This is a genomic window from Streptomyces sp. MMCC 100, assembly GCF_041538145.2.
In the GTDB taxonomy this organism is placed as follows: domain Bacteria; phylum Actinomycetota; class Actinomycetes; order Streptomycetales; family Streptomycetaceae; genus Streptomyces.
Map to the genome: position 1 here is coordinate 751,711 of NZ_JBGORK020000001.1, position 23,067 is coordinate 774,777.

The window sequence follows — 23,067 nt, forward strand, 5'->3', positions numbered from 1 at the left end:
TGTCACCCCCGCTCCCCACCCCGCAAAGACGACAAAACCAACCGCCCGTACCGCGTAGTCAGCACCCCCGCCGTAGCCGCCACCGACAGCGCCAGGGCGATGAGCAGGTGGGACAGGGAGTCGTCGCCCAGGACCTGGAGGATCCCGAGGGCTGTACCCAGCGGGAGGCCGAGGACGGTCAGGACGCCGAGGGCGCCGCTGATCTGCTGGCTCTCCTGGGTCTGGACCAGTCGGCTGTAGTCGGCGGCCTCGGCGAGGATCTCGTTGAAGCGGGCCGGGAGCCGGTGCTGATTCTGGAAGGCGAGGAGGAGGTCGTTCGCGGGGCCGTGGGCGGTGAGGTGCTGGCGCCAGTAGCCGCTGCGGAAGTGAGCGATGTTGCGCTCCAGGGCGGCGACGCGGCGGGCCAGGCGCCGCGGCGAGACGAAGACCTCCGACAGCTCGTCGGTGAGTTCGTCGATGTGGTCGCGCTGGAGGGAGCCGAGGAGGAGTGCGTCGAGGTAGACGGTGCGGGAGTGCAGCGCGCCGAAGCCGTAGAAGTCGCCGTCGCCGGTGTCGGGACGGTGGCCAAGAAAGGCGGCGCCCTGTCGGAGGACCAGGGCGCTCCAGTCCCCGGAGATGCGTACGACGTCACGGAGATGACCCGCGACCGTCTCCGGGGCCAGCGGGAAGTCCTGCGGGCTGGAGCGGGAAGCCAGTTGCCACAGCCAGCGGTCGGCGGTGACGGGCAGCTCGCCTTCGGGGCCGTCGCGGAGTAAGGGAGTGTGATGTGCCGTCGGGGTGAGGAACGCGATCGTGTACGGCCGGGAGACGGCGAAGGGCGTGGTCGGGTCCCCGATGTCCGCAACGCCGTCGAGGAGCAGGGCCGGGTCGAACGGTCCGGTGAGTCCGGCAAGCGGCTCGGCGACTGTGGTCGAGCCGCGGCCGGCCAAGGTGCGTAGCACCGGGAGGAGGGGCGTCTCGACGCTGAAGTGCAGGACGACCAACGCGTGTTCGGGGTCGCGCGCCGTGGCCGCACGGAGCAGCTCTATTCCCAGCAGGCGCAGCCCGTCGTGCTTGAGGTCCATCGGCAGGTGCCAGCGACGGGGGCGTTCGGGGCTGCCGTAGAGGACTCGGGCGGAGGCGGGTGCGAAGTAGGTCGATCTCGTCGCCGCGTCCGTGCGGCGGCTGCCGAGCTCGAACGGGAACGGGCCCTGTTGCCAGCTGGGAGCCCGGCGCAGACGCGCGGGCAGGACGACGGTCAGCTCCTGCCGGGCTCCCATGACGTGGTCGAGCGATGGCGTGGCGTCGGGAGCCGTCACCGGTAGTACTCGGCAGGGTCGGGCTGGTCGAGACGGATGACGAATTCCGCCTGGTCAGGGCTCGTGGCACTGATGTGGAAGCGGACGTGCTCGCCGGTACGGATGGTGCGGAAGCCCTCCGTCACGATCTGCCGGTAGTCGAAGTTGTAATACCGCTCGTCCTCGTCGTCCCGGACGACGTAGGAACCGACTGTGCCAGTCGCTCCGCCGCCACTCGGCCGCCGGTCCACGATGGTCCCGCGCCGCGGCCCCCACCTGCCGCCCAAACCGCCGCCCTGGCCGCTGTCGCTCATGGCGCTGTCCTCTCCACTCCGGTCGTGGTGACGCTCCGGGCCGTGGCGGTGCCGTCCGCCGTGTCCACGTCCTCGACGCAGCGGAAACCGACCGCGTTGCTGCCACCACGCTTGCGGTAGATGCCTTTGGTGCTGGTCTGCACCGCGCGCATCGGGTTGTCGTAGCTTCCGCCGCAGATGACGACCTCAGCGGGGTCGTCCAGCGAAGTGGAGGTCCACTCCCAGCAGTTGCCAACCATGTCCAGGACGCCGAATGGGGAACGGTTGCCGGTGCGTTCGTTCGTGGGCTTGGCGCCGGCCCGGCGGACTGCCTCACCCGCGAAGTCCCGAAGCCATGCCTGGTACGTCGTGACGGGGCGGCCGACCCACGTGTCGGCGCAGTTGACTCGGCTGATGTCCGGGACGTCGCCCCAGGGGAAGAGCCGTCCGTCGGTTCCGCGTGCGGCTGCCTCCCATTCGAGCGACGTCGGCAGCCGTTTCCCTTCGAACGCCGCGTACGCGTACGCACTCCACCAGCTGACGCAGGTTGCTGGACGGTCGTCGAAGCGCGGGTTCTCGTAGTAGTCGGCGTGGCGCAAACGGTCGGTCCAGGGGCGGTGCGTGACATGGGGCGGCTGGTCCGGGTGGTCCCAGCGGGAGGTGCCGTCCGTGTCGAGCGAGTCGAGGAAACGCCGATAGCGGGCGACCGTCACAGCACGGCGGTCGAAGCGCACGGGGCGCTTGACTCGCCGGACCAGTAACCGCTCGGCTGGGCCTACGAGATACGCCCCGGCAGGCACCACGCAGTCATCGCCCACTGTGGCGCCGGCGCCGTCGGCGTCGTTGGACATTCCGGCGAGGAAGGCACGTACCTGCTCCGTCAGGAAGGCGCCGTCGGGAAGGTCTGCCACGGCTTCCCGATGCGCCGGGTCGGCGAGGTACCGGGCCGCCAACAGCTCCTGGTACGCGGTGTGCACGAACGCTACGTGGTCCGGTCCCGCCGGGCGCAGCAGCGGCGAGAGGACGCAGGAAGCCGGATCGAGACGTCCGTCCACGAAGGCCTCGCCGCCCAGTTCGCGATGCAGATCCAGCAGAGAGAACACCGTCTGGTCGGCCAGGAAAGCCCGACCGAGCGCGGTCGGCAGGCGCTGTTCCAGCTCGGGACGCCCGCGCTCGGTCAGCGTTCGGGTGAGGTGCGCGCCGAGGACCTCCGCGAGAGGACGGCCCGGAGCAAGACCGAGCCGCGCGGCGAGACCTCGCTCGAGCGGGGTCTCCTCGGGCTCGGTGAGGCGGACGACATGGAAGTGCGGAACGCGGGACGGGTCCACCCCGTTCGCGTACATCTGTTCCACCAGCTGTTCGGAACGACCGGCGCCGTTGTCCACCAGCTGACGTACCTGGGGCGAGTCCGCCAGGAAGGAGACCCGGGAGCTGATGACGACCGCGGACTCGGCGGAAAGGACGGCCGAAAGATCGGTGAACAGGCGCAGGAATCCGGCAGGGCTCGGTTCCGTGACCCCCTCGTCGAAGGCGTCCAGCACGCACAGCGCGGTCCCGGAGCGGATGAGGTACAGGAAGAGGTCGTACGCGCGGGAACGGTCCGAGGCCATGGCCGGCGCGAGAATACGGGCGGCGTACTCGGAGAAGGGTTCATCCTTCGGCTTGAGGCCGAGATCGAAGTAGAAGCGGAAGCGGCGGACCTCCGGATCAGCAGCCAGGGCGCGTAGAAGGGTGCTTTTCCCGCTGCCCGGGCGTCCGGTGACCAGGACGTTTGCGCTGCCACCGGCGAGACGGGCAAGGAGTTCGGCCGCGTCACCGGACTCCGTCACCGTCGATTCGCCGGTGCGGGGGTCGGTGCTCAGGACCGACGCGGCGACAGCGGTCCGAGGCGGGGGTGGAGCCCCGTCGGCATTTTCGGGGGCGGCGGCGCCGACGAGTCCGGCGAGGTGGGTGTCGAGATTGACCACGGTGTCGACGAAACCGTCGTATCGCACGATCCGGAAGTCCGTGCCCAGCAGCTGGTGGAGAGCGCCAGGAGCCGTACCACCGTCGTTGTCCACCACGACGAACCGGGTGAGCTTGGGAAGTCGGGTACGGAGTAGCTCACCGCCGCAGGAGGTGAGGACGGTGCCGAGGTCGTCGGCGTCGCGGGAGAGCATCAGCTCTACGTACTCCAGCCGCATCCCCGATTCCCGGCAGAACAGCAGGTACACGGTGTCCGGGCTGAGCACGAATCGCTTGGCCTGCCGGTAGCCGAGAGTGACATGAAGGCCGGCGAGGAACTCGCAGCGACGCGCGACCTCGGGGGCCACGTCCGGTTCCCCGCCGAGCAGGGCCGCGCTCCCGGTGTCCGTGAACCAGATGAGGACATCGACGAGCCTCCGCACGGCGAGCAGCCCGTCCTCGTCGCTGATCTCGTACCCATCGTGGGTTGAGCGGTTGCGTAGCCGCCGAATGTCGTCGAGTGCGTCCAGAACCGTGCTGCTGCGGATGTATGGGCGGCAGCATTTGACCAGGTCGTTGAGGGCCTTGGTCGAGGGGTCACCCTCGACGTCGTGGTGCCGCCACAGCTCCTTGAGGAGCTTCTCGGTCAGTTTCCCGACCAGCGCGACCGCGTTCTCCGGGTAGCCGTCGTTGAGCGACCGTAACGGGCGTTCCAGGTCGAGCCCGAGACGGTCGGCGATCCGCGAGTGATCGTCGAGTTCCCTCCGCAGGCGCCGCAGCCGTTCGTCGACGACGGTGCTCATGCGTTCTCCTCCGCTCGTCGCCCCAGGACAAACGCGAACCGATCCGGGAAAACAAGCACGGACTCCGGATGGGCGGTTCGTATCTCCTCGACGCCTTCGTCGATCTCGGTTTCACTGAAAGTGGAGAGCAACGACATGTACCGAGCACGGACCATGCCGAGGTACCTGTCCCGGTCGATGCGGAGTTCGTGCTCGACGTGGCCGAGCCGGGTCTCCAACCCGGCCCGACGCAGATGCCCCTCAATAAGGGCCGGGTCCGGCTGCAGCTCTTCGAAGCGTGCGAGGGCCGCCTTGAAGAGGGGGTATCTGATGGTGGCGGGAAGCATGACGATCAGCAGTCGGCCGCCCGGAGCCAGCCGGTCGGCGAGGCCACGCAAAGTGTGCGCGGGGTCGACGACGTGGTGCACCGACTCCTTCAGCCAGATCGCGTCCAGTTCCGGGTAGGGCAGTCGGACCTGGCCCTCGGCGACGTCCTCCGCCGTTGCGACGACCGGCGTCAGCTCTGGTGGGGGCGGGGTGCCGAGCCCGCGGAGCATCGCTTCGGAGGGGTCAACGCACAGAATGGGACGGCTGGGTTGCACCTGACTGGCCAGCTCTCTGGCGAAAAGGCCTGTGCCGGAGCCGATGTCGGCGATTCGGTCGGCTGGGCCGAGACGCAGTGCCTCGGCGATTTGCCCGGACATCCACGGGACGTATTCCGGTCCGTAGACCCAGTGCTCGTCGTACTCGGCTGCGAGTCCGTCGTAATGTCCGCGCAGTTCGCGCCGCTCCACCGCTGTCCTCGCGTTTCTCCGTGTCTCTCCAGGCAGTGCCGCCCATGGTCGCCGGGCAGGCTATCGCGGGGTGGTGGCGTGGCAACAGTGCGTAACGCGTCAGGTCGCGCAGGGCCGCTTCCGGGCAACGTCATTGATACGTCGCTGAGGTGCCGACTGCTCGCAGCATCAGGAACGTTGGTTGTCTGTTGCTGTGCCGGCGACGGCGTTTGCAGTCGGTGTCTTGTTCGGCTCACGGGGTTGGTGAAGCGCTGTCTGTTCCTGGCGCGATCGGTTCAAACTGGGAGCTCAGGTCTGTGGTCATGGGTGGGCAGCGCTTCGACAACGCCATCATCACCGAGCCCGGGTGGTACGAGAGCGTCGGCTACAGCATCAACGAGCACTACAAGAGCCTCACCGTCACCGTCGGCCTTGACGACTACAGCGTGGCGCATCCGGTCACGGTGGCCTTCAAGTCCGGTGAGGACGGCGAGAAGACGCTCAAGACCGCGACCGCACAGATCAACCGGCCGGTGAGGGTGACCGTAGACCTCACGGTCGCCATTCTGCAGATCGAGGCAGGGCAGCTCGAGGACAACGTGGCCACTGTCGCACTTGGTGATCCCGTGCTCCACAGCTCCTGACAGCCGGGGCACGCCGCACGCCGCCCGCTGTGGAGACGGTGCCCGTTCTGTCTCAGATGAGCGACGCGTGAACACTTTGCCGAGAAGTGTTCACGCCTCGCGAGGTGGGTGTCCTGGCAGGGGGCTCGGCCGGGGAGGGATGCTCAGCTCCGCGCCCCGCCCGCCAGGAACCCCGTCAACCCGTCCAGCAGCATCCCGCTGCCCTGCTCCGCCCCGTCCCGTTCCTCCGACGTGTCGCAGGTCTGGCGGAGGGTGATGACGGTGTTGCGCGGGCCCTGTTCCGTCAGTTCGACGGTCATCGTCGCCGGGTCCGGGCGGCCCGGGACGTCCATGCCGATGGTCAGGGCGCGCGGCTCGGCGACCTCGATGTAGGAGCCGGTCAGCGGGAACTCCGCGCCCTCCGGCGTGCGCATCGTGGCCTTCCAGGTGCCGCCGGGGCGGACGTCCATCTCCACGGAGCCGGGGACGGCGTAGGCCCACTGGGCGTACTGGTCGGGGGTGGTCCAGGCCTGCCAGACCTGGGACGCGGGGGCGTCCAGGGTGCGGGTGAGGGTGTAGGAGAAGCCGTTCTGGTCGGTGCTCATGTCGTCGCGTCTCCTCGGGTGGCGGTGCCTCGCCCGCTGCCGGCGAGGCTCTCACACCTGTAGACGACCGGCGGCGCCGAATCTCATCGGTTCCCGGCGACGTCCTCCCCGTGGCACTCCCCGTACGGCCGCCCCGACCCGCACCAGCACGCCGCCCCGCGCTGCGGGGGCCACGCCACCGCGAGTCCCCGGGCCGCCAGTGTCGTCGCGTACTGCGGGAGCAGGGCCGGGTCGGCCGGGGACGCGCCCTCCGACGCCGCGAAGGCCTCGTAGGACGGGACCGTGCCCGGGACCACGCCCAGGTTCGGGGTTCCCGACGAGGCCAGTTCGCGCAGGGCCGCCTCTATCGACGCCAGGTGGTCGTCGTAGGAGGGGTACTCGGAGGAGAGGGACGGGTACGCCTCGATCAGTTCCGCCAGCTCGTCGGCCGGCCAGTGGAGCATGGCCACCGGGAACGGGCGGGACAGGGCCTCGCGGTAGGCGCCCAGCTCGGCACGGAGGCGGGAGATCTCCGCCTCCAGGTCCGCCGGGTTGTCCGAACCCAGGGACCAGACACGCTTGGGGTCGTGCAGCTCGTCCAGGGAGACCGGCATCGAGTGCAGGGTGTCGGTCAGGGTGTCCCACTCGTCGTGGGCGAGGCCCAGCATGCGGCGGACGCGGTGGCGGCCGTAGAGGAGAGGGTGGGTGGAGTACGGGGGTTCCGGTACGTCCGTCAGGAGCAGGCGGGCGCCCTCCGTGAACGTCTCGTGCGCCGCCTCCAGCTCGTCGTGGGACTCCAGGGCCTCGGCCACGATCACCCAGGGGGCCGGGTCCCGCGGCGACGCCGCACGCACGCCGTCGATGATCGCCCTGGCCTCCGCCTCGTGGTCGTACTCCCAGAGGTTGGACGCCTTCAGGGCGCGGACCAGGGACGGGTTCTCCAGAGAGGCGGGGGTGCCGGACGACAGCAGGCGGTCGTAGAGCTTGGTCGCGGCGGGGCGGTCGCCGGACAGTTCCAGGTGGGCAGCCGCGCGCAGCAGCAGGGCCTCGGCGTCCTCGGGGTAGAGGCCGGCGGTCCGTTCCAGGCGGGCCGCCTCGGCGGCGTGGTCGACGTTTTCGGCGGGCGTGTCGGGGCGCATGGGGGACACCGTACTGCCGTGAGGTGACGAGGGTCAGCCACCGGGGGGCGGTGGCCGGGGGAGCGGTGCCGTCGAGGGTCGCCGAGGAGCGCCGGGGTCCGCGTCGTCCCGCTCGGTGCCGTTCCCGCAGCGTTCCCACCAGCACCGCCGCCACCACGGCCGGCCCCGCCGACACCCACAGCGCCACGTCCGTGCCCGCCCCGGGCCCCCACCGACGTCGCGATCGCGACCGTCACGGCGACGCCGGCGCCCGAGCCGGTGCAGCGGAACGTCTGCTGCGCGCCCGAGCCCACTGCGGCGCCCTCGTCACCGTGGCCGTGGTGCCGCTGGCGGCCGCGCTGTACGTCGTCACCAGCACGACGTGGAGCGCCGTCGAGCGGGCGGTGCTCTACCGCTGAGCGCGGGCCGGCCGGGTGCGTGGCTACGGTCCAGTACGTGAACGGGGTATTGCGGAGTGGACCCGCGCCTTGGAGGATCGACCAGTCCTCCGACAGCTGTCGCGTCGCTGCCGCACCCAGGTCGCGCATCGTCGGGCGGGCTGCCCGCGATCGAGGAGTTGGGGATCATGAAGCTGTTGCGAGTCGGTACGGCGGGGTCGGAGCGGCCCGCGCTGCTCGACGCCGACGGGACCCTGCGAGACCTGTCGGGCGTTGTGACGGACATCGACGGCGAACTGCTCGCCGACGAGAGCGCGCTCGGCCGGATACGGGCCGCCGCCGAGGCCGGTGAGCTGCCCGCCCTGGACGGCACCGGACTGCGCGTCGGACCGCCGGTGGGACGCATCGGCAAGATCGTGTGCATCGGGCTGAACTACCACGACCACGCCCGCGAGACCGGGGCCGAGCCGCCCGCCGAGCCGGTCGTCTTCTTCAAGGCGCCGGACACGGTGGTCGGGCCGCACGACACGGTGCTCGTGCCGCGCGGTTCCACCAAGACCGACTGGGAGGTGGAGCTGGCGGTCGTGATCGGGCGTACGGCCCGCTATCTGGAGTCGGCGGAGGAGGGGCTCGCGTGTGTCGCCGGGTACGCGGTCGCGCACGACGTGTCCGAGCGGGAGTTCCAGATCGAGCGCGGCGGGACCTGGGACAAGGGCAAGAACTGCGAGACGTTCAACCCGCTGGGGCCGTGGCTGGTGACCGCCGACGAGGTGCCCGACCCGCAGCGGCTGTCGCTGCGGCTGTGGGTGAACGGCGAGCTGAAGCAGGACGGGACGACCGCGGAGCAGATCTTCCCCGTGGGGGAGGTCGTGCGGTACGTCAGCCAGTTCATGGTGCTGCGCCCCGGTGACGTCATCAACACCGGGACGCCGGCGGGGGTGGCGATGGGGCAGCCCGAGCCGAAGCCGTACCTGCGGGCGGGGGATGTCGTCGAGCTGGAGGTCGAGGGGCTGGGGCGGCAGCGGCAGGAGCTGAAGGGGGCGTAGGCGCTCCGCTGGGGGCGGGGGCTGCTGCGGTGCCTTGTCGGGTGCGGGCCGTGGGTGGCTGGTCGCGCAGTTCCCCGCGCCCCCTTCCAGGGGCGCGTTTCTCTCACGACAGCAGTGAAGCCAGCCTTCGCCAGCTTTCCCTCGGCAGGCGGGTCATGTCGTCCTCCACCAGCTGGAGGGCGACGTGGTCGGCGCCCGCGGCGTGGAAGGCGTCGACGCGGGCGCGGACGGTCGCCTCGTCGCCCCAGGCGAAGACCGCGTCGATGAGGCGGTCGCTGCCGCCGCCGGTGACGTCGGCGTCGGTGAAGCCGAGGCTGAGGAAGTTCTTCGTGTAGTTCGGCAGCTTCAGGTACATGGCGAGGTGGGCGCGGGCCGTCGCGCGGGCGCGGGACGGGTCGGAGTCGAGGACGACCTTCGACTCCGGGGCCAGCAGCGGGCCCGCGCCGAGCCGCTCGCGGGCCTGCGCGGTGTGCTCGGGCGTGACCAGGTACGGGATCGCGCCCGCCGCCCGGTCCCGGGACAGGTCCAGCATCTTCGGACCGAGCGCGGCCAGCACCCGGTGGCCGGAGCGCATCCCGTCCCGGTCCAGCTCGTCCAGGTAGCCGACCATCGTCGAGTACGGGCGACGGTACCCCTCCACACGCGGGCCGTGGCTCACGCCGAGGCCGAGCACGAAACGGCCCGGGTGGGACACCTCCAGCTCGGCGAAGCTCGCCGCCGCCTCGGACGCCTTGTGCTCCCAGATGCTCTGGATGCTGGTGCCGACCACGATCCGCGAGGTCGCCTCGATCAGCGGGGCGGCGTGCCGGGCGGCGCTGTTGCCGCCGAGCCACAGGGCGCCGTAGCCGAGCTGCTCCAACTCGGCGGCGGCCTCGGCGCGTTCGGCCGCGCCCTCCGGGTCCTCGGAGCGCAGTGGGATGCTCCAGACGCCGTACCGTCCGACCGATTCCTTCAGGGAAGCCGTCGCCTCGTTCATCGCTTGCGATCCCTCCGGTGGGCACCGTGATCATGCTGCGTGTCTGCCTGCCAACCACGGGTACCCACCGGTGATTCCCCGACCACGCCGGCCGGGGCGGACCGGGGCCGGCCGGGTTACTCGCCCAGGAAGCGCTCCAGCGCCTCCGTCACCAGCCGGTGGTCCTCCACCTGCGGCAGTCCGGACACCGTCACCGCGCCGACGACGCCGACGTCGGCGACGGTGACCGGGAAGGAGCCGCCGTGCGCCGCGTACACGTCCGGGTCGAGCCGCGAGGACTCCTCGAAGGTCGTGCCCTTGGCCCGGAAACGGGAACCGACCAGGTACGACGCCGAGCCGTACCGCTCCACCACGCGGCGCTTGCGGGCGATCCAGGCGTCGTTGTCCGGGGTGGAACCCGGCAGGGCGGCGTGGAAGAGCTGCTGGCCGGCGCGGTGGATGTCGATGGCCACGGGCGCCTGACGCTCCCGGGCCAGCTCGACGAGCAGGGAGCCCAGCGCCCACGCGTCGTCGTTCGTGAACCGGCGGAAGACCAGACGGCGTTCCTGCTCCTCCAGCTCCGCCACGGTGGGGACGGACGCCTCGGGCGTCGGTGCGGTGCTCACAGGGTCACCACCACGGAGTCGCGGGCGGACCGGCGGGCCGCCTCCAGCACGTCCAGGGCGGCGGCCGCCTCCCGGGCGTCCACCGGGTTCGGGCCGCCCTCGCGCAGGGCCTTCGCCACCGCCGCGTAGTACGCGGGGTAGTCGCCCGCGACGGTCGCCGCCACCTGCCCGCCGCCGGTCAGCGGGGAGTCCCCGGCGCCGACGCGGCCCCACAGCGACTCGTCCTCCTCGCCCCAGCCGGGACCCGGCCGCTTGCCCTCGCGCAGCGCCGCCTCCTGCGGGTCGAGGCCGTGCTTGACGTAGCCGGCCTTCGAGCCGAGCACCCGGAAGCGGGGGCCGAGCTGGGCGGCGGTGGAGGAGACGTAGAGGTGGGAGCGGACGCCGTTCGCGTGCGTGAGCGCGATGAACGTGTCGTCGTCCGCCTCCGCGCCCGCCCGCCGGACCACGGACTCGGCGTACACCTGCGTGACCGGGCCGAAGAGGACCAGGGCCTGGTCGACGACGTGGCTGCCGAGGTCGTACAGGAGGCCGCCGATCTCCGCCGGGTCGCCGGACTCGCGCCAGCCGCCCTTCGGCTTCGGCCGCCAGCGCTCGAAGCGGGACTCGAAGCGCCACACGTCGCCCAGTGCGTCCTCGGCGAGCAGCCCCCGCAGGGTGAGGAAGTCGTTGTCCCAGCGGCGGTTCTGGAAGACGGAGAGCAGCAGGCCGCGCTCCTCGGCCAGCGCCGCCAGCTCGCGCGCCTCGGCCGCCGTGCCCGCCACCGGCTTGTCCACCACGACCGGCAGACCGGCCTCCAGGGCCCTCGTCGCGAGCGGCACGTGCGTCTTGTTCGGGGAGGCGACGACGATCAGGTCCAGCTCGCCGGCCCGGTCGAACAGCTCGTCGGGCGTGGCGACGGTGCGTACGTCCGGGAACTCGGCGCGGGCCTGCTGCTGCCGCTCCGGGTTCGAGGTGACGACCGTGTCCAGGGCCAGGCCCTCGGTGGCGGCGATCAGCGGGGCGTGGAAGACGGAACCCGCGAGGCCGTAGCCGACGAGGCCGACGCGCAGAGGGGAATTGCCGGGAGGAGTACCAGTCATGCCCTCCACTTTCGCAACGGTGTTGCCAAAGTGCAAGCGCCGGGGACAATAGGGGCGTGGACAGGGCGAACGGCGGAGGTACGGGATCACGGGCCGGTGCGGGTGCCGCCGGGGCGTGCGGCGCGTCGGGCGGTGGCATGCGCGGTACGGCGGGTGGTCGCGCGCGGGGTGCGGCGGGCGTCGGCATGCGGGCTGCGGCGGGCGGCGCCAATCTGCTCGCCCTGCGCAGCCACAACACCGCCCTGGTGCTGGACCTGCTGCGCACCGCCGGTGCCGAGGGCATCAGCCGGCTGGAACTCGCCGAGCGCACCGGGCTCACCCCGCAGGCGGTCAGCAAGATCACCGCACGGCTCCGGGGCGAGGGCCTGGCCGCCGAGGCCGGACGCCGCGCGTCCACCGGCGGCAAGCCGCGCACGGTCCTGCGCCTGGTGCCCGGGGCGGGCCACGCCCTCGGCGTTCACCTGGACCGGGACGAGCTGCGGGCGGTGCTGGTCGACCTCGACGGCACCGTGGTGGCCCAGCGGTGCGCCCGGCTGGACCTGGGGGCGGGGGCGGAGACCGTACTGGAGGGGGTGGCGCGGGCGGCGGAGGAACTCGTCGGGGAGGTGCTCTCGGTGCCCGCCGCCGTCGAGGGCTCGTGGCCGACGGGCCGGGGCCTCGCGGCCGTCCCCACCCTCCTCGGTCTCGGCGTCGCCCTTCCCGGGCCGCTCGACCACCTCCGGGGTGTGCTGCACCGGGTCACCGGCTTTCCGGAGTGGGACGGCTTCCCGCTGCGGGACGCGCTGGAGCGGCGGCTGGGCGTGCCGGTCGTCGTCGACAAGGACACCAACGCGGCGGCGCTCGGCCTCGCGATCGGCGGCGGGGGCGGCGGGGACGACGGGGGCGGCGGGGGCGGCTCCTTCGCCTATCTGCACCTCGGTACGGGCCTCGGCGCCGGTCTCGTCTTCGGCGGCGGCGTGCACCGGGGTGCCCGGACCGGCGCCGGTGAGTTCGGGCACCAGGTCGTCCAGCTCGACGGGCCGCCCTGCACCTGCGGCGCCCGGGGCTGCATAGAGGCCCTGTGCCTCGCCGCCGTCGCCCGCGGCGACCTCGCGGAGGCGGCCAGGGTGCTCGGCACGGGCGCCGCGAACCTCGCCGGGCTGCTGGACATCGACCTGGTGCTGCTGGGCGGCCGTACCGTCGCCGCCGCGCCCGAGGCCTTCGTGCACGGCGTCGGCGCGGTCCTCGACGCCCGCGCCCGGCGCGAGGGCGGCCGCGACGGCGCCGTACCGGTGCGGCTCGCGCCGGGAGGGACGCGGGCGGTCGCGGAGGGCGCGGCCCAGCTGCTGCTCGCGCCGCTGTTCGGGCGGGGGGACGGCGGCTGAACCGACGGGACCCGGCGCGGGCGTAGGCCGGGGTCCCACATCACCAAGGCCGGCCTCACGTTCCCCGGGTGCCGCGTCGGTCCGGTCCCCTCCGTCGCCGTCCCGGACGGCCGGGGCGCGGTCTCCCCGGTGCCGCCCGGCCCCCGTCACCCGCGTCTGCGACCATCCCTGCGTGGACTATCCGAACGACCAGGCCCCCGGCGCCCCCGTCCGCTCCGGGATCCCCGAGCACGGGCGCGTGCCGAAGTACTACGCCGTCAAGGCGCGGATCGACCGTCTCGTCGGCGAACTGGGGGAGGGCAGCGCCATCCCCACCGAGCGGGACCTCTCCGAGCGTTACGAGGTCGCCCGCGAGACCGTGCGGCAGGCCCTGCGCGAACTCGTGCTGGAAGGCAAGCTGCGCCGGCAGGGGCGCGGCACCGTGGTCGCGGGACCCAAGCTGGCGCAGCCGCTGTCCCTGGCCAGTTACACCGAGGGCGTCCGGCGCCAGGGGCGCACCCCCGGCCGTGCGCTCGTCACCCTCGACCGCTTCCCCTGCCCCGACGTGCTCGCGGCGGAGACCGGCCTCACGCGCGGGGAGCCCGTCTGGCACCTGGAGCGCGTGCTGCTCGCGGACGACGAGCGGGTCGGGCTGGAGAGCACCTACGTCGCCGTGGCCCGCATCCCCGACCTGGACACCGCCTTCGACCCCGACTCGTCCTTCTACGCCCACCTCGCCGAGCAGGGCATCGCCTTCGGGGACGCCGACGAACGCATCGAGACCGTGCTCGCCACCCCGCGCGAGGCCCTGCTCATCGGCACCCCGCCGGCCCTCCCGATGCTGCTCATCCACCGCGTCTCCCGGGACACCGAGGGCCGCCCGCTGGAGCGGGTGCGCACGCTCTACCGGGGCGACCGCTTCTCCTTCACCACCCGTCTGCACGGCTGAACGCGGCTGAAAAGCACCCACACCGAGCACCCGTAGGAGTAACGAAAAGATAACGGGTCTAGCCCAAACGTGATGACCAGTTCACGCTCTCGTTGTCAGCCGGATTCCTCCGGTTCCCCGATGCCAAGGAGCGTGGCGGTCGTGAGAGTGATAGTCGTCGGAGCCGGCGTGGTGGGCACCATGCACGCCTGGCACGCAGTGAACCGCGGCCACGAGGTCGTACAGATCGAGCGCGAGACGGAGGCGCGCGGCGCCTCGCTGCGCAATTTCGGCCAGATCTGGGTCAGTGGCCGAGCGGGTGGAGAGGAGCTGGAGACCGCGCTGCGGGCCCGGGAGCTGTGGGAGGAGATCGGCGGCCGGATCCCGGCGCTGGGCTTCCGCGCCAACGGCTCCCTGACCCCCCTGCGCGGCGACCTGGAACGCGCCGTCGCCGAGGCGGCCGTCGCCCGCCCGGACGCCGCAGCCCGCGGCCACAAGCTCCTCACCCCCGGCGAGGCCCGCGCCCTGAACCCGGCCCTGCGGGGCGAGTTCGACGCCGCGCTGTACTGCGAGCGCGACGCCGCCGTCGAACCGCGCACCGCCCAGCTCGTCCTGCGCACGGAACTCCGCAAGTCCCCGCGCTACACCTTCCTGCCCGGCCGCGAGGTCCGCGACGTCATCGGCGAGAACGCCGTCCGCGACGACCACGGCGACATCCACACCGGCGACGTCGTCGTCCTGTGCACCGGTGCCTGGCTCGGCGGCCTCGTGCGCGAACTGGCCGGCCCCGACCTGCCCGTGCGCCGGGTCCGCCTGCAGATGATGCAGACCGACCCGCTCGGCGAACCGCTCACCACCTCGGTCGCCGACGCCGACAGCTTCCGCTACTACCCGGCGTACGGCTCGCCCGCCCTGGACGAGCTGAACGCCCGGCAGCCGCAGCCGGCCACGGCCGCCGAGCACCGGATGCAACTGCTGATGGTCCAGCGCGCCGACGGCGGACTGACCATCGGCGACACCCACGAGTACGAGCACCCCTTCGCCTTCGACACCGTCGAGGACCCCTACGAGCACCTCACCGGCGTCGTCGAGTCCCTCCTCGGCCGCCCGCTGCCCCGCGTCCGCCGCCGCTGGGCCGGGGTGTACGCGCAGTGCACCGACACCACCCGGGTCGTGCACCGGCAACGACTGCGCGACGGCGTGTGGCTGGTCACCGGGCCCGGCGGGCGCGGCATGACCTGCTCACCCGCGATAGCCGAGACCACCGCGAACGAACTGGGTTGGTGAACACCATGACGACCCCCGCCCCTGCCCCCGCCCCCGACATCCGCCTCGTCGTCCTCGACATGGCCGGCACCACCGTCGCCGACGGCGGCCTCGTCGAGCGCGCCTTCGACACCGCCGCCCGCGAACTGGGCGTCGAGCCCGGCACCCCGGACCACGCCGACAAACTCGCCTACGTCCGCGCCACCATGGGCGAGTCCAAGATCTCCGTCTTCCGGCACCTGTTCGGCGACGAGGACCGCGCCCGGCGGGCCAACACCGCCTTCGAGAAGGCGTACGGCGCCCTCGTCGACGACGGCCTGATCGCCCCCGTCCCCGGCGCCCGCGAGGCCGTCGAGGAACTGACCGCCGACGGCCGCACCGTCGTCCTCACCACCGGCTTCGCCCGAGTCACCCAGGACGCCATCCTCGACGCCCTCGGCTGGCGCGACCTGGTGCCGCTCACCCTGTGCCCCGCCGACGCCGGCGGACGCGGACGCCCCCACCCGGACATGGTGCTGACCGCCTTCCTGCGCACCGGCGCCGCCGACGCCGTACGCCAGGTCGCCGTCGTCGGCGACACCTCGTACGACGTGCTCAGCGGCGTACGGGCCGGCGCGGGCCTGGTCGCCGGGGTGCGTACCGGGGCGCACGGCGACGACGCCTTCCGCGAGGCGGGCGCGACCCACGTCCTCGACTCCGTCGCCGGCCTGCCCGCCCTCCTGCGGGGAGCCGGCTGATGAGCGGCGGCAGCGGTATCCGCTTCGACCACGTCACCGTCGCCTACGACGGCAATGTCGTCCTCGACGCCCTGGACCTCACCGTCGAACCCGGCGAGGTCATGGCGCTGCTCGGGCCGTCCGGATCCGGCAAGACCACCGCGCTGCGGGCGGTCGCCGGGTTCGTACGGCCCGCCTCGGGGCGGGTGTTCCTCGGCGACCGCGACGTCACCGCCCTGCCCCCGCACCGGCGCGGCATCGGCATGGTCGTCCAGCAGTACGCCCTGTTCCCGCACATGCGGGTCGAGGAGAACGTCGCCTTCGGGCTGCGCGCCCGCAAGGTCGCCCGGGCCGAGATACGGGAACGGGTCGCCGAGGCACTGGAGATGACCGGCATGGGCGCCTACGCCCGCCGCCACCCCCGCGAACTGTCCGGCGGCCAGCAGCAGCGCGTCGCCATCGCCCGCGCGCTGGCCATCCGACCCGGCGTCCTGCTCCTGGACGAACCGCTGTCCGCGCTCGACGCCCAGCTGCGCTCCGGGATGCTCGCCGAACTGGCCCGGCTGCACCGCGAGCTGCCCGACGTGTCGATCCTCTACGTCACTCACGACCAGGTGGAGGCCCTCACCCTCGCCGACCGGATCGCCGTGATGGACCGGGCCCGCCTGCAGGCCTGCGGCACCCCGCGCGAGCTGTACCGCGCGCCGGCCAACGCCTTCACGGCGTCCTTCGTCGGCAACGCGAACCTCCTGCCGGTGACGGTGGGGGCGGACGGGGCGCTGCTGGGGGAGACGGAGCTGAAGGTGGACACCGGGAGTGCCGTACCCGGCGCCTCGGCCACCCTGTGCGTACGGCCGCACCTCGTCGGGATCGACGACGGACCCGGGCCCAACCGGCTCACCGGCACGGTGACGGAGATCCAGTGGCGGGGCGCCACGCACCGCCTGCACGTCGACGTCGCCGGCCACCGCGTCATGGCCGACGTGCGGGAACTGCGGGAGCCGCCCGCCCACGGCGACGAGGTCACCCTGCACTTCGCCCCCGACGACGCGGTGCTGCTGCCCGCGGGGGTGAGCGCCGATGAGGAGTAAAGCGGCGTACCTGTGGGCCCTGCCGCCCGTGGCCCTCCTCGCGCTCTTCTTCCTCTACCCGCTCGCCCTCGTCGTCCAGCAGTCCTTCCGGCCCGACACCGGCGGCACCTCCCTGACGCCCTACGCCGACGTCCTCGCCTCCACCGTCTTCCGGGAAGCGCTGTGGACCACCGTGTGGCTGGCCCTCGCCGCCACCGCCGGGTGCCTGGTGCTCGGGTTCGTGCTGGCGCTGGTCATCGCCTTCGTGCCGTTCCCCGGGGCGCGGGCGGTGGCGCGGTTCGTCGACGTCTTCCTCTCCTTCCCGTCCTTCCTGATCACCCTCGCCCTGCTCTTCGTATACGGCACCGTCGGCATGGCCAACGGCGCGTGGACGGACCTGACGGGGGCGGCGGAGGGGCCGTTCCGGTTCCTGACCACGCCGTGGGGCGTGCTGCTCGCCGAGATCACGTACTTCACGCCGTTCGTGATGCGCCCGCTGCTCGCCGCCTTCTCGCAGCTGGACACCGCCCAGCTGGAGGCCGCCGGTTCACTGGGCGCACGTGCGCCGCGCATCGTGCGGCGGATCATCCTGCCGGAGGCGCTGCCCGCCCTCGCGGCCGGCGGCAGCCTGGTCCTCGTCCTGTGCCTGAACGAGTTCGGCATCGTCCTGTTCACCGGCGCCAAGGGCGTCACGACCCTGCCGACCCTCGTCTACGGCAAGGCGATCCTGGAGTCCGACTACCCGGGCGCCTGCGTGGTCGCCGTCGTCAACGTCCTGATCTCCGTGGGCCTGTACGGCCTCTACCGGGTGGTGAGCCGCCGTGCTCGTGCATAGCCGCGGGGCCAGGTGGGCCGTGTGGGCCCTCTTCCTCCTCCTCTTCGTGCCCCTGTTCGCCCTGCCCCTCCTGGTCGTCCTGGGCGCCTCCTTCGCCACCCACTGGTCCGGCGTCCTGCCCGCGGGGCCGACCACCGCCCACTACGCGGCCGCCACCCGCGGCGAGGCCCTCCAGGCGCTCACCACCAGCCTGGTCACCGCCGTCACCGCCAGCCTGCTCGCCCTGACCGCCGGCACCTGGGCCGCGCTCGCCGCGGCGGCGCTGCGCACCCGGCACCGCAAGGCGCTCGACGCCCTGTTCGTGCTGCCCCTCGCCGTGCCCTCCGTCGTCGTGGGCCTCGCGACCCTGGTCGCCTTCTCCCAGCCGCCGATGCCGCTCAACGGCACCCGCTGGATCGTGATCGTCGCCCACACCGTCCTGGTCACCGCCTTCGCCCACCAGTCCGTGTCCGCCGCGCTCACCCGCCTCGACCCGGCCTACGAGCAGGCCGCCGCGTCGCTGGGCGCCTCACCGGCGTACGTCCTGTGGCGGGTGCGGCTGCCGCTCCTGTTGCCGTCCCTGACCGCCGCCGCCGGCCTGTGCTTCGCCCTGTCCATGGGCGAGCTGAGCGCCACGATGATGCTCTACCCGCCCGACTGGACGCCGCTGCCCGTCCTGATCTACGCCGCCACCGACCGCGGCGCCCTGTTCACCGGCTCCGCCGTCGCCGTGGTCCTCATGACGGCCACCCTGCTGGTGCTGCTCGCCCTCTCCCGGATCCGCACCAGAGCCTCGTACCGCTGAACCGCCCCTCGCCCCGACCCGCAAGGAGTTCACCTCGCCATGCCCAGGAACGCCGCCAAGCCGCTCGCCGCCCTTGCCGCCCTCGCCGCCGTCTCCTTCCCACTGACGGCCTGCTCCGGCACCTCCGCCGCCTCCGACGAGAACGTCGTCACCGTCTACAGCGCCGACGGCCTCAAGGGCGAGAACGGCGACGGCTGGTACGACCGGGTCTTCGCCGACTTCGAGAAGGAGACCGGCATCAAGGTCGAGTACGTCGAGGGCGGCTCCGGCGAGATGGTGCAGCGCGCCGTCCGCGAGAAGCGCAACCCGCAGGCCGACGTCCTCGTCACCCTCCCGCCGTTCATCCAGCAGGCCGACGCCAAGGGCCTGCTCCAGAAGTACGCCCCGAAGGGCGTCGACCAGGTCAGCGGCGCCGACAAGTCCGAGAACGGCACCTGGACCGCCGTCGTCAACAACTACTTCGGCTTCGTCCACAACACGAAGGAGCTGAAGCAGGCCCCCACCACCTGGGAGGACCTGCTCGACGAGAAGTACGAGAACAAGCTCCAGTACTCCACCCCGGGCGTCGCCGGCGACGGCACCGCCGTCCTCATCAAGGCCATGCACGACTTCGGCGGCGAGAAGCCCGCCATGGAGTACCTGAAGAAGCTCCAGAAGAACAACGTCGGCCCGTCCGCCTCCACCGGCAAGCTCGCGCCCAAGGTGGACAAGGGCGAACTCCTCGTCGCCAACGGCGACGTCCAGATGAACCACGCCCAGTCCAAGACCATGCCGAACCTCGGCATCTGGTTCCCGGCCCGCCAGGGCGGCAGGCCCACCACCTTCGCCCTGCCCTACGCGGCCGGCCTGGTCACCAAGGCCCCGCACACCGAGAACGGCAGGAAGCTCCTCGACTACATGCTGGGCCAGGCGGCACAGCAGCAGGTCAGCGAGATCGGCGGCGGCTTCCCGGCCCGCCAGGACGTCAAGGCCACCGACGCCAACGCCGTCGCCCTCACCAAGCTGATGGACGGCGTGGAGGTCTTCGAGCCCGACTGGGACGACATCGAGGAGAACCTCACCTCCTACATCGACGCCTGGAAGGAGGCGACGGGCAGCTGAGGCCACCGGGAGCCGACGACACCGGGAGCCGAGGAGACCGGGAGCCGACGACACCGCGAGCCGAGCAGACCGGGAGCTGAGACGACCGTTCCCTCAAGATCCGGCACTGTTTAGGCTGGGGCGCACGCAGGACCGCCCAGGCAGGAGACCGAGCACATGGCAGACCGCAAGCCCATCGAGTCGTGGCTCACCGACATGGACGGGGTCCTCATTCACGAAGGCGTGCCGATCCCCGGCGCCGACGCCTTCATCAAGAGGCTCCGCGAATCCGGCAAGCCCTTCCTGGTCCTCACCAACAACTCGATCTACACCCCGCGCGACCTGCACGCCCGGCTGCGCCGCATGGGCCTCGAAGTGCCGATCGACTCCATCTGGACCTCGGCCCTGGCCACCGCCAAGTTCCTGGACGACCAGCGGCCCGGCGGCTCGGCGTACGTCATCGGCGAGGCCGGTCTGACCACGGCCCTGCACGACATCGGCTACATCCTCACCGACCACGACCCCGACTACGTGGTCCTCGGCGAGACCCGCACGTACTCCTTCGAGGCCATGACGAAGGCGGTACGGCTGATCAACGCCGGCGCCCGCTTCATCTGCACCAACCCCGACGAGACCGGCCCCTCCACCGAGGGGCCGCTCCCGGCGACCGGCGCGGTGGCCGCGCTGATCACCAAGGCGACCGGCAAGCAGCCGTACTTCGCCGGCAAGCCCAACCCGCTGATGATGCGCACCGGGCTCAACGCGATCGGCGCGCACTCCGAGACCAGCGCGATGATCGGCGACCGCATGGACACCGACGTGCTGGCGGGCATGGAGGCCGGGATGCAGACCTTCCTGGTCCTCACCGGCCTCACCCGGCCCGAGCAGGTCGAGGACTTCCCGTACCGCCCGTCCCAGGTGGTCGACTCCATCGCGGACCTCGTGGAACGGGTCTGAGCCGACGGGTCCGACCTGACGGATCCGAGCCGACGGAATCGAGCCGACGGATCCGAGCCGACGGATCCGAGTCGGCGGGGCCGAAACGCGGACGTGCCCCGCGTGACCCGATCGGAGTAGTCCGGCCCCCGCGCGGGATGCGGGGGCGGGCCGCCCGGGGGAGCCTCCAGGTAACTGGAGGTACACGATGGGCTCACTGAAAGTCACCCTCTGTGCGGGAGCCGCGCTGGCCACCGCGCTGTGCGCACCGGCGGCCTACACCTACGCGGCGGACGGCGGCGGCGTCTCCGTGTCCCCGTCCTCGCCCGCGCCCGGCAGCGACGTCACGCTCCGCGTGCCCGACTGCACCGAGAAGACGGCCGTCGCCGTGTCCGCGGCGTTCGAGTCGGACGTCCGGCTCAGCCTGGCCGCGGAGGACGGCGTCCTCGTCGGCTCCAGCCGGGTCCGCACCAGCGTGCGGGCCGGTGCCTACGCCGTGCAGGTCAAGTGCGGCGACCACGCCCGCAAGGGCACCATCACCGTCGGGGACGACCGTCGCCCGGACACCCGGCCGTCCGCCCCCGCCTCGCCCGTCGCCCCCGTCGACGCGGGCGGCGGCGGCACCGCGGAGCTGGCCGCGTCGGGCGCCGGGGACGGGGCACGCGTCGATCCCCCCGGCACGGCGCACACCGTGACCGGCCTGGTGCTCGCGGGCATCGCCGCCGTCGCCGTCGCGCTGCGCAGTGTCCGCAGCCGGAGCCGCGGGACGGACTGACCATGTCCGAACAGGACACGCGGGAGACCGCACCGAACGCCGTCCCCGGCGGCCGCCTGGTGACCGGCATCGCCTGGGTGGTGCTGCTCCTCGGGCTGTGGCTGTGGGGCCGCGAGGCCACCGACGTGCGCGAGGGCATATCCCGGCCGGCCACCGGGGACATGGCGGCGGCCGGCCGGCCCCCGGACGTCCCCCTGCCCCCGGCCCACGCACCCCTCGGCGAGGCCCGGCCGCAGCGGCTCGAGGTCCCCGAACTCGGCGTCGAGGCCCCCGTCGTCGCCCGCGGCCTCGACGACAAGGGCGCGATCGAACCACCGCCCTTCGACCAGCCCGGCTCCGTCGGCTGGTACGCGGCCGGTGTCGCCCCGGGAGCGGCCGGGACCGCCCTGATGGTCGGCCACGTCGACACCGAGACCCGGCCCGCCGTCTTCTACCGGCTCAGCACCCTGGAACCCGGCGAGACGATCCGCGTGGTCCGCGACGACGCCGAAGTCGCCGAGTTCACCGTCGACGACGTCCAGGTCCTCACCCGCGACGGCTTCGACGCCCAGCAGGCCTACGGACCCCGCGACACGGGCCGCTCCGAACTCCGCCTCATCACCTGCGGCGGCACCTTCGACCACACCACCGACAGCTACACGGCCAACGTCGTCGTCTCCGCGTACCTGACCGGAACCGGCACCTAGCACAGTCCCCGTCCGCCTGCCGGGGAACCGCCTGGGCACAGGCGGCGTATGTCAGGATTGAGCCTCGGAACAGTGCACCCAGGGGGGTTGGATGTACGGCAGCAAGCCGGCCGGAAACGTGTCCAGGAGGCGAGCTGCGTCGGCGGCGGCACTCGGAGCGGCGGCCCTGCTGCTCGCGGGCTGCTCCTCGTCCGGTGACGGGGACGACAAGGGCGCGGGCGCCGGGATCACGCAGCAGCCCAAGGAGGCCGACCCGTTCTGGGTCAACCCCGACGGCACCGCGGCCCAGCAGGTGGCTTCCCTCACCGAGGCGGGCAAGAAGGACCAGGCCGAACAGATCCGCAGGATCGCCCAGCAGCCGACCGGCGAGTGGATCAGCCCGGAGAACCCCGAGGAGCAGGCCCGCGGCTTCACCGAGGCCGCCGACGAGGCCGGCCGCACCGCGCTGCTCGTCCTCTACAACATCCCGCACCGCGACTGCGGCCAGTACTCCGAGGGCGGCGCCGCGGACGGCGACGCCTACCGCTCCTTCGTCGACGGCGTGGCCAAGGGCATCGGCGACCGTGCCGCCACCGTCGTGCTCGAACCGGACGCGGTGCTCCACCTCGTCGACGGCTGCACCCCGCAGGAGTTCCACGAGGAGCGCTACGACCTCCTCAAGGGCGCGATCGCCAAGCTCACCGCCCTGGAGAACACCAAGGTGTACCTGGACGCGGGCAACGCCGGCTGGGGCCACCCCGACCAGATCTTCGACCCCCTGGAGCGGGCAGGCATCGACCAGGCCGACGGCTTCGCGGTCAATGTCTCGAACTTCTACACCACCGAGGACTCCATCGCCTACGGCAAGCAGCTCTCCGCCAAGGTGGGCGGCAAGCACTTCGTCGTCGACACCAGCCGCAACGGCAACGGCCCCTACACCGAGGGCGCCCCCGACGAACGCTGGTGCAACCCCCCGGGCCGGGCCCTCGGCGAGACCCCGACCACGAAGACGGCGGACCCCCTCGTGGACGCCTACCTGTGGGTCAAGCGCCCCGGGGAGTCCGACGGCGAGTGCAAGGGCGGCCCGAAGGCGGGCGAGTGGTGGCCCGAGTACGCCTTGAAACTGGCGCAGGGGACAGAGGCCTAAGGGGCGCGGGGCACTGCGCGATCG

At 72.3% G+C, this 23,067-nt stretch carries 24 protein-coding genes; 15 read left to right on the top strand and 9 right to left on the bottom strand.

Going from position 1 to position 23,067, the window contains the following annotated elements; all coding sequences use genetic code 11:
• Positions 1–2 precede the first annotated feature (2 nt).
• Genes ABS735_RS03520 through ABS735_RS03535 form a run of 4 tightly spaced genes read right to left on the bottom strand, consistent with a single transcriptional unit; the run spans position 3 to position 5,090 of the window.
• Positions 3–1,298 (bottom strand): hypothetical protein, encoded by a 1,296-nt coding sequence (locus tag ABS735_RS03520; protein ID WP_373899914.1) that lies wholly within the window; start codon positions 1,296–1,298, stop codon positions 3–5.
• Positions 1,295–1,591 carry a hypothetical protein gene (locus ABS735_RS03525; RefSeq protein ID WP_373899915.1) on the bottom strand — a complete coding sequence of 99 codons (297 nt, stop codon included), beginning with the start codon at positions 1,589–1,591 and terminating at the stop codon, positions 1,295–1,297. Before ABS735_RS03525 ends, ABS735_RS03520 begins: the two co-directional genes overlap by 4 nt.
• Positions 1,588–4,317 carry an SUMF1/EgtB/PvdO family nonheme iron enzyme gene (locus tag ABS735_RS03530; RefSeq protein WP_373899916.1) on the bottom strand — a complete coding sequence of 910 codons (2,730 nt, stop codon included), beginning with the start codon at positions 4,315–4,317 and terminating at the stop codon, positions 1,588–1,590. The genes ABS735_RS03525 and ABS735_RS03530 overlap by 4 nt, the downstream gene beginning before the upstream one ends.
• Positions 4,314–5,090, bottom strand: a complete 777-nt coding sequence (locus ABS735_RS03535; RefSeq protein ID WP_373899917.1) for a class I SAM-dependent methyltransferase — start codon at positions 5,088–5,090, stop codon at positions 4,314–4,316. The genes ABS735_RS03530 and ABS735_RS03535 overlap by 4 nt, the downstream gene beginning before the upstream one ends.
• Before the next feature lie 302 nt (positions 5,091–5,392).
• Here ABS735_RS03535 and ABS735_RS03540 point away from each other — a divergent pair, with 302 nt between their 5' ends.
• On the top strand, positions 5,393–5,713 hold the full coding sequence (locus tag ABS735_RS03540; protein WP_373899918.1) for a hypothetical protein: 321 nt from the start codon (positions 5,393–5,395) through the stop codon (positions 5,711–5,713).
• A 143-nt stretch (positions 5,714–5,856) separates the two neighbouring features.
• Here the strand turns inward: ABS735_RS03540 and ABS735_RS03545 are convergent, their stop codons facing one another.
• Together ABS735_RS03545 and ABS735_RS03550 are read right to left on the bottom strand one after the other, a co-directional pair.
• The gene (locus ABS735_RS03545) at positions 5,857–6,297 is read right to left on the bottom strand and encodes an SRPBCC family protein (RefSeq protein WP_373899919.1); all 441 of its coding nucleotides are present in this window, start codon (positions 6,295–6,297) and stop codon (positions 5,857–5,859) included.
• An 83-nt stretch (positions 6,298–6,380) separates the two neighbouring features.
• Positions 6,381–7,415 (bottom strand): SEC-C domain-containing protein, encoded by a 1,035-nt coding sequence (locus ABS735_RS03550; protein ID WP_373899920.1) that lies wholly within the window; start codon positions 7,413–7,415, stop codon positions 6,381–6,383.
• 23 nt (positions 7,416–7,438) lie between these two features.
• Here ABS735_RS03550 and ABS735_RS03555 point away from each other — a divergent pair, with 23 nt between their 5' ends.
• Positions 7,439–7,813: a hypothetical protein gene (locus ABS735_RS03555; protein WP_373900232.1), complete on the top strand. Its 375-nt coding sequence runs from the start codon at positions 7,439–7,441 to the stop codon at positions 7,811–7,813.
• 167 nt (positions 7,814–7,980) lie between these two features.
• Positions 7,981–8,838: a fumarylacetoacetate hydrolase family protein gene (locus ABS735_RS03560; RefSeq protein WP_373899921.1), complete on the top strand. Its 858-nt coding sequence runs from the start codon at positions 7,981–7,983 to the stop codon at positions 8,836–8,838.
• Positions 8,839–8,941: 103 nt separating this feature from the next.
• Here ABS735_RS03560 and ABS735_RS03565 read toward each other — a convergent pair whose 3' ends face one another.
• From ABS735_RS03565 to ABS735_RS03575, 3 genes are all read right to left on the bottom strand, one after another.
• Entirely contained in the window at positions 8,942–9,814 is an 873-nt protein-coding gene (locus ABS735_RS03565; protein ID WP_373899922.1) for an LLM class F420-dependent oxidoreductase, read from the bottom strand.
• Between the two features lie 116 nt (positions 9,815–9,930).
• Positions 9,931–10,419 (bottom strand): heme-degrading domain-containing protein, encoded by a 489-nt coding sequence (locus ABS735_RS03570; protein ID WP_373899923.1) that lies wholly within the window; start codon positions 10,417–10,419, stop codon positions 9,931–9,933.
• Positions 10,416–11,498 carry a Gfo/Idh/MocA family oxidoreductase gene (locus ABS735_RS03575; RefSeq protein WP_373899924.1) on the bottom strand — a complete coding sequence of 361 codons (1,083 nt, stop codon included), beginning with the start codon at positions 11,496–11,498 and terminating at the stop codon, positions 10,416–10,418. Before ABS735_RS03575 ends, ABS735_RS03570 begins: the two co-directional genes overlap by 4 nt.
• Positions 11,499–11,635: 137 nt before the next feature.
• Between ABS735_RS03575 and ABS735_RS03580 the strand changes: the two genes are divergently transcribed.
• From ABS735_RS03580 to ABS735_RS03635, 12 genes are all read left to right on the top strand, one after another.
• Positions 11,636–12,862, top strand: a complete 1,227-nt coding sequence (locus tag ABS735_RS03580) for an ROK family transcriptional regulator (protein ID WP_373900217.1) — start codon at positions 11,636–11,638, stop codon at positions 12,860–12,862.
• Between the two features lie 172 nt (positions 12,863–13,034).
• The gene (locus ABS735_RS03585) at positions 13,035–13,790 is read left to right on the top strand and encodes a GntR family transcriptional regulator (protein ID WP_373899925.1); all 756 of its coding nucleotides are present in this window, start codon (positions 13,035–13,037) and stop codon (positions 13,788–13,790) included.
• A 120-nt stretch (positions 13,791–13,910) separates the two neighbouring features.
• A complete protein-coding gene (locus tag ABS735_RS03590) occupies positions 13,911–15,056 on the top strand; it encodes a TIGR03364 family FAD-dependent oxidoreductase (protein ID WP_373899926.1) in 1,146 nt (381 codons plus the stop codon).
• A 5-nt stretch (positions 15,057–15,061) separates the two neighbouring features.
• Entirely contained in the window at positions 15,062–15,772 is a 711-nt protein-coding gene (locus ABS735_RS03595) for a phosphonatase-like hydrolase (RefSeq protein ID WP_373899927.1), read from the top strand.
• Positions 15,772–16,842: an ABC transporter ATP-binding protein gene (locus ABS735_RS03600; RefSeq protein ID WP_373899928.1), complete on the top strand. Its 1,071-nt coding sequence runs from the start codon at positions 15,772–15,774 to the stop codon at positions 16,840–16,842. Before ABS735_RS03595 ends, ABS735_RS03600 begins: the two co-directional genes overlap by 1 nt.
• Positions 16,832–17,656: a 2-aminoethylphosphonate ABC transporter permease subunit gene (locus tag ABS735_RS03605; RefSeq protein ID WP_373899929.1), complete on the top strand. Its 825-nt coding sequence runs from the start codon at positions 16,832–16,834 to the stop codon at positions 17,654–17,656. Before ABS735_RS03600 ends, ABS735_RS03605 begins: the two co-directional genes overlap by 11 nt.
• Positions 17,643–18,440, top strand: a complete 798-nt coding sequence (locus tag ABS735_RS03610) for an ABC transporter permease (protein ID WP_373899930.1) — start codon at positions 17,643–17,645, stop codon at positions 18,438–18,440. The genes ABS735_RS03605 and ABS735_RS03610 overlap by 14 nt, the downstream gene beginning before the upstream one ends.
• Positions 18,441–18,479: 39 nt before the next feature.
• Positions 18,480–19,541 carry a 2-aminoethylphosphonate ABC transporter substrate-binding protein gene (locus ABS735_RS03615; RefSeq protein ID WP_373899931.1) on the top strand — a complete coding sequence of 354 codons (1,062 nt, stop codon included), beginning with the start codon at positions 18,480–18,482 and terminating at the stop codon, positions 19,539–19,541.
• Positions 19,542–19,697: 156 nt separating this feature from the next.
• Positions 19,698–20,477 carry an HAD-IIA family hydrolase gene (locus ABS735_RS03620; protein ID WP_373899932.1) on the top strand — a complete coding sequence of 260 codons (780 nt, stop codon included), beginning with the start codon at positions 19,698–19,700 and terminating at the stop codon, positions 20,475–20,477.
• Positions 20,478–20,664: 187 nt separating this feature from the next.
• Positions 20,665–21,231, top strand: a complete 567-nt coding sequence (locus ABS735_RS03625; protein ID WP_373899933.1) for a hypothetical protein — start codon at positions 20,665–20,667, stop codon at positions 21,229–21,231.
• Positions 21,232–21,233: 2 nt separating this feature from the next.
• On the top strand, positions 21,234–21,917 hold the full coding sequence (locus tag ABS735_RS03630; protein ID WP_373899934.1) for a class F sortase: 684 nt from the start codon (positions 21,234–21,236) through the stop codon (positions 21,915–21,917).
• Between the two features lie 91 nt (positions 21,918–22,008).
• Positions 22,009–23,043, top strand: a complete 1,035-nt coding sequence (locus ABS735_RS03635; protein WP_373899935.1) for a glycoside hydrolase family 6 protein — start codon at positions 22,009–22,011, stop codon at positions 23,041–23,043.
• Positions 23,044–23,067: the final 24 nt, after the last annotated feature.

Excerpts from the sequence above, each read along its gene's own strand:
- ABS735_RS03525 (WP_373899915.1), bottom strand. The coding sequence starts at position 1,591 with ATGAGCGACAGCGGCCAGGGCGGCGGTTTGGGCGGCAGGTGGGGGCCG.
- ABS735_RS03630 (WP_373899934.1), top strand. The coding sequence starts at position 21,234 with ATGTCCGAACAGGACACGCGGGAGACCGCACCGAACGCCGTCCCCGGC.
- ABS735_RS03545 (WP_373899919.1), bottom strand. The coding sequence starts at position 6,297 with ATGAGCACCGACCAGAACGGCTTCTCCTACACCCTCACCCGCACCCTG.
- ABS735_RS03620 (WP_373899932.1), top strand. The coding sequence starts at position 19,698 with ATGGCAGACCGCAAGCCCATCGAGTCGTGGCTCACCGACATGGACGGG.
- ABS735_RS03540 (WP_373899918.1), top strand. The coding sequence starts at position 5,393 with ATGGGTGGGCAGCGCTTCGACAACGCCATCATCACCGAGCCCGGGTGG.
- ABS735_RS03530 (WP_373899916.1), bottom strand. The coding sequence starts at position 4,317 with ATGAGCACCGTCGTCGACGAACGGCTGCGGCGCCTGCGGAGGGAACTC.
- ABS735_RS03560 (WP_373899921.1), top strand. The coding sequence starts at position 7,981 with ATGAAGCTGTTGCGAGTCGGTACGGCGGGGTCGGAGCGGCCCGCGCTG.
- ABS735_RS03635 (WP_373899935.1), top strand. The coding sequence starts at position 22,009 with ATGTACGGCAGCAAGCCGGCCGGAAACGTGTCCAGGAGGCGAGCTGCG.
- ABS735_RS03565 (WP_373899922.1), bottom strand. The coding sequence starts at position 9,814 with ATGAACGAGGCGACGGCTTCCCTGAAGGAATCGGTCGGACGGTACGGC.
- ABS735_RS03595 (WP_373899927.1), top strand. The coding sequence starts at position 15,062 with ATGACGACCCCCGCCCCTGCCCCCGCCCCCGACATCCGCCTCGTCGTC.
- ABS735_RS03625 (WP_373899933.1), top strand. The coding sequence starts at position 20,665 with ATGGGCTCACTGAAAGTCACCCTCTGTGCGGGAGCCGCGCTGGCCACC.
- ABS735_RS03575 (WP_373899924.1), bottom strand. The coding sequence starts at position 11,498 with ATGACTGGTACTCCTCCCGGCAATTCCCCTCTGCGCGTCGGCCTCGTC.
- ABS735_RS03600 (WP_373899928.1), top strand. The coding sequence starts at position 15,772 with ATGAGCGGCGGCAGCGGTATCCGCTTCGACCACGTCACCGTCGCCTAC.
- ABS735_RS03605 (WP_373899929.1), top strand. The coding sequence starts at position 16,832 with ATGAGGAGTAAAGCGGCGTACCTGTGGGCCCTGCCGCCCGTGGCCCTC.
- ABS735_RS03580 (WP_373900217.1), top strand. The coding sequence starts at position 11,636 with ATGCGCGGTACGGCGGGTGGTCGCGCGCGGGGTGCGGCGGGCGTCGGC.
- ABS735_RS03615 (WP_373899931.1), top strand. The coding sequence starts at position 18,480 with ATGCCCAGGAACGCCGCCAAGCCGCTCGCCGCCCTTGCCGCCCTCGCC.
- ABS735_RS03590 (WP_373899926.1), top strand. The coding sequence starts at position 13,911 with ATGCCAAGGAGCGTGGCGGTCGTGAGAGTGATAGTCGTCGGAGCCGGC.
- ABS735_RS03550 (WP_373899920.1), bottom strand. The coding sequence starts at position 7,415 with ATGCGCCCCGACACGCCCGCCGAAAACGTCGACCACGCCGCCGAGGCG.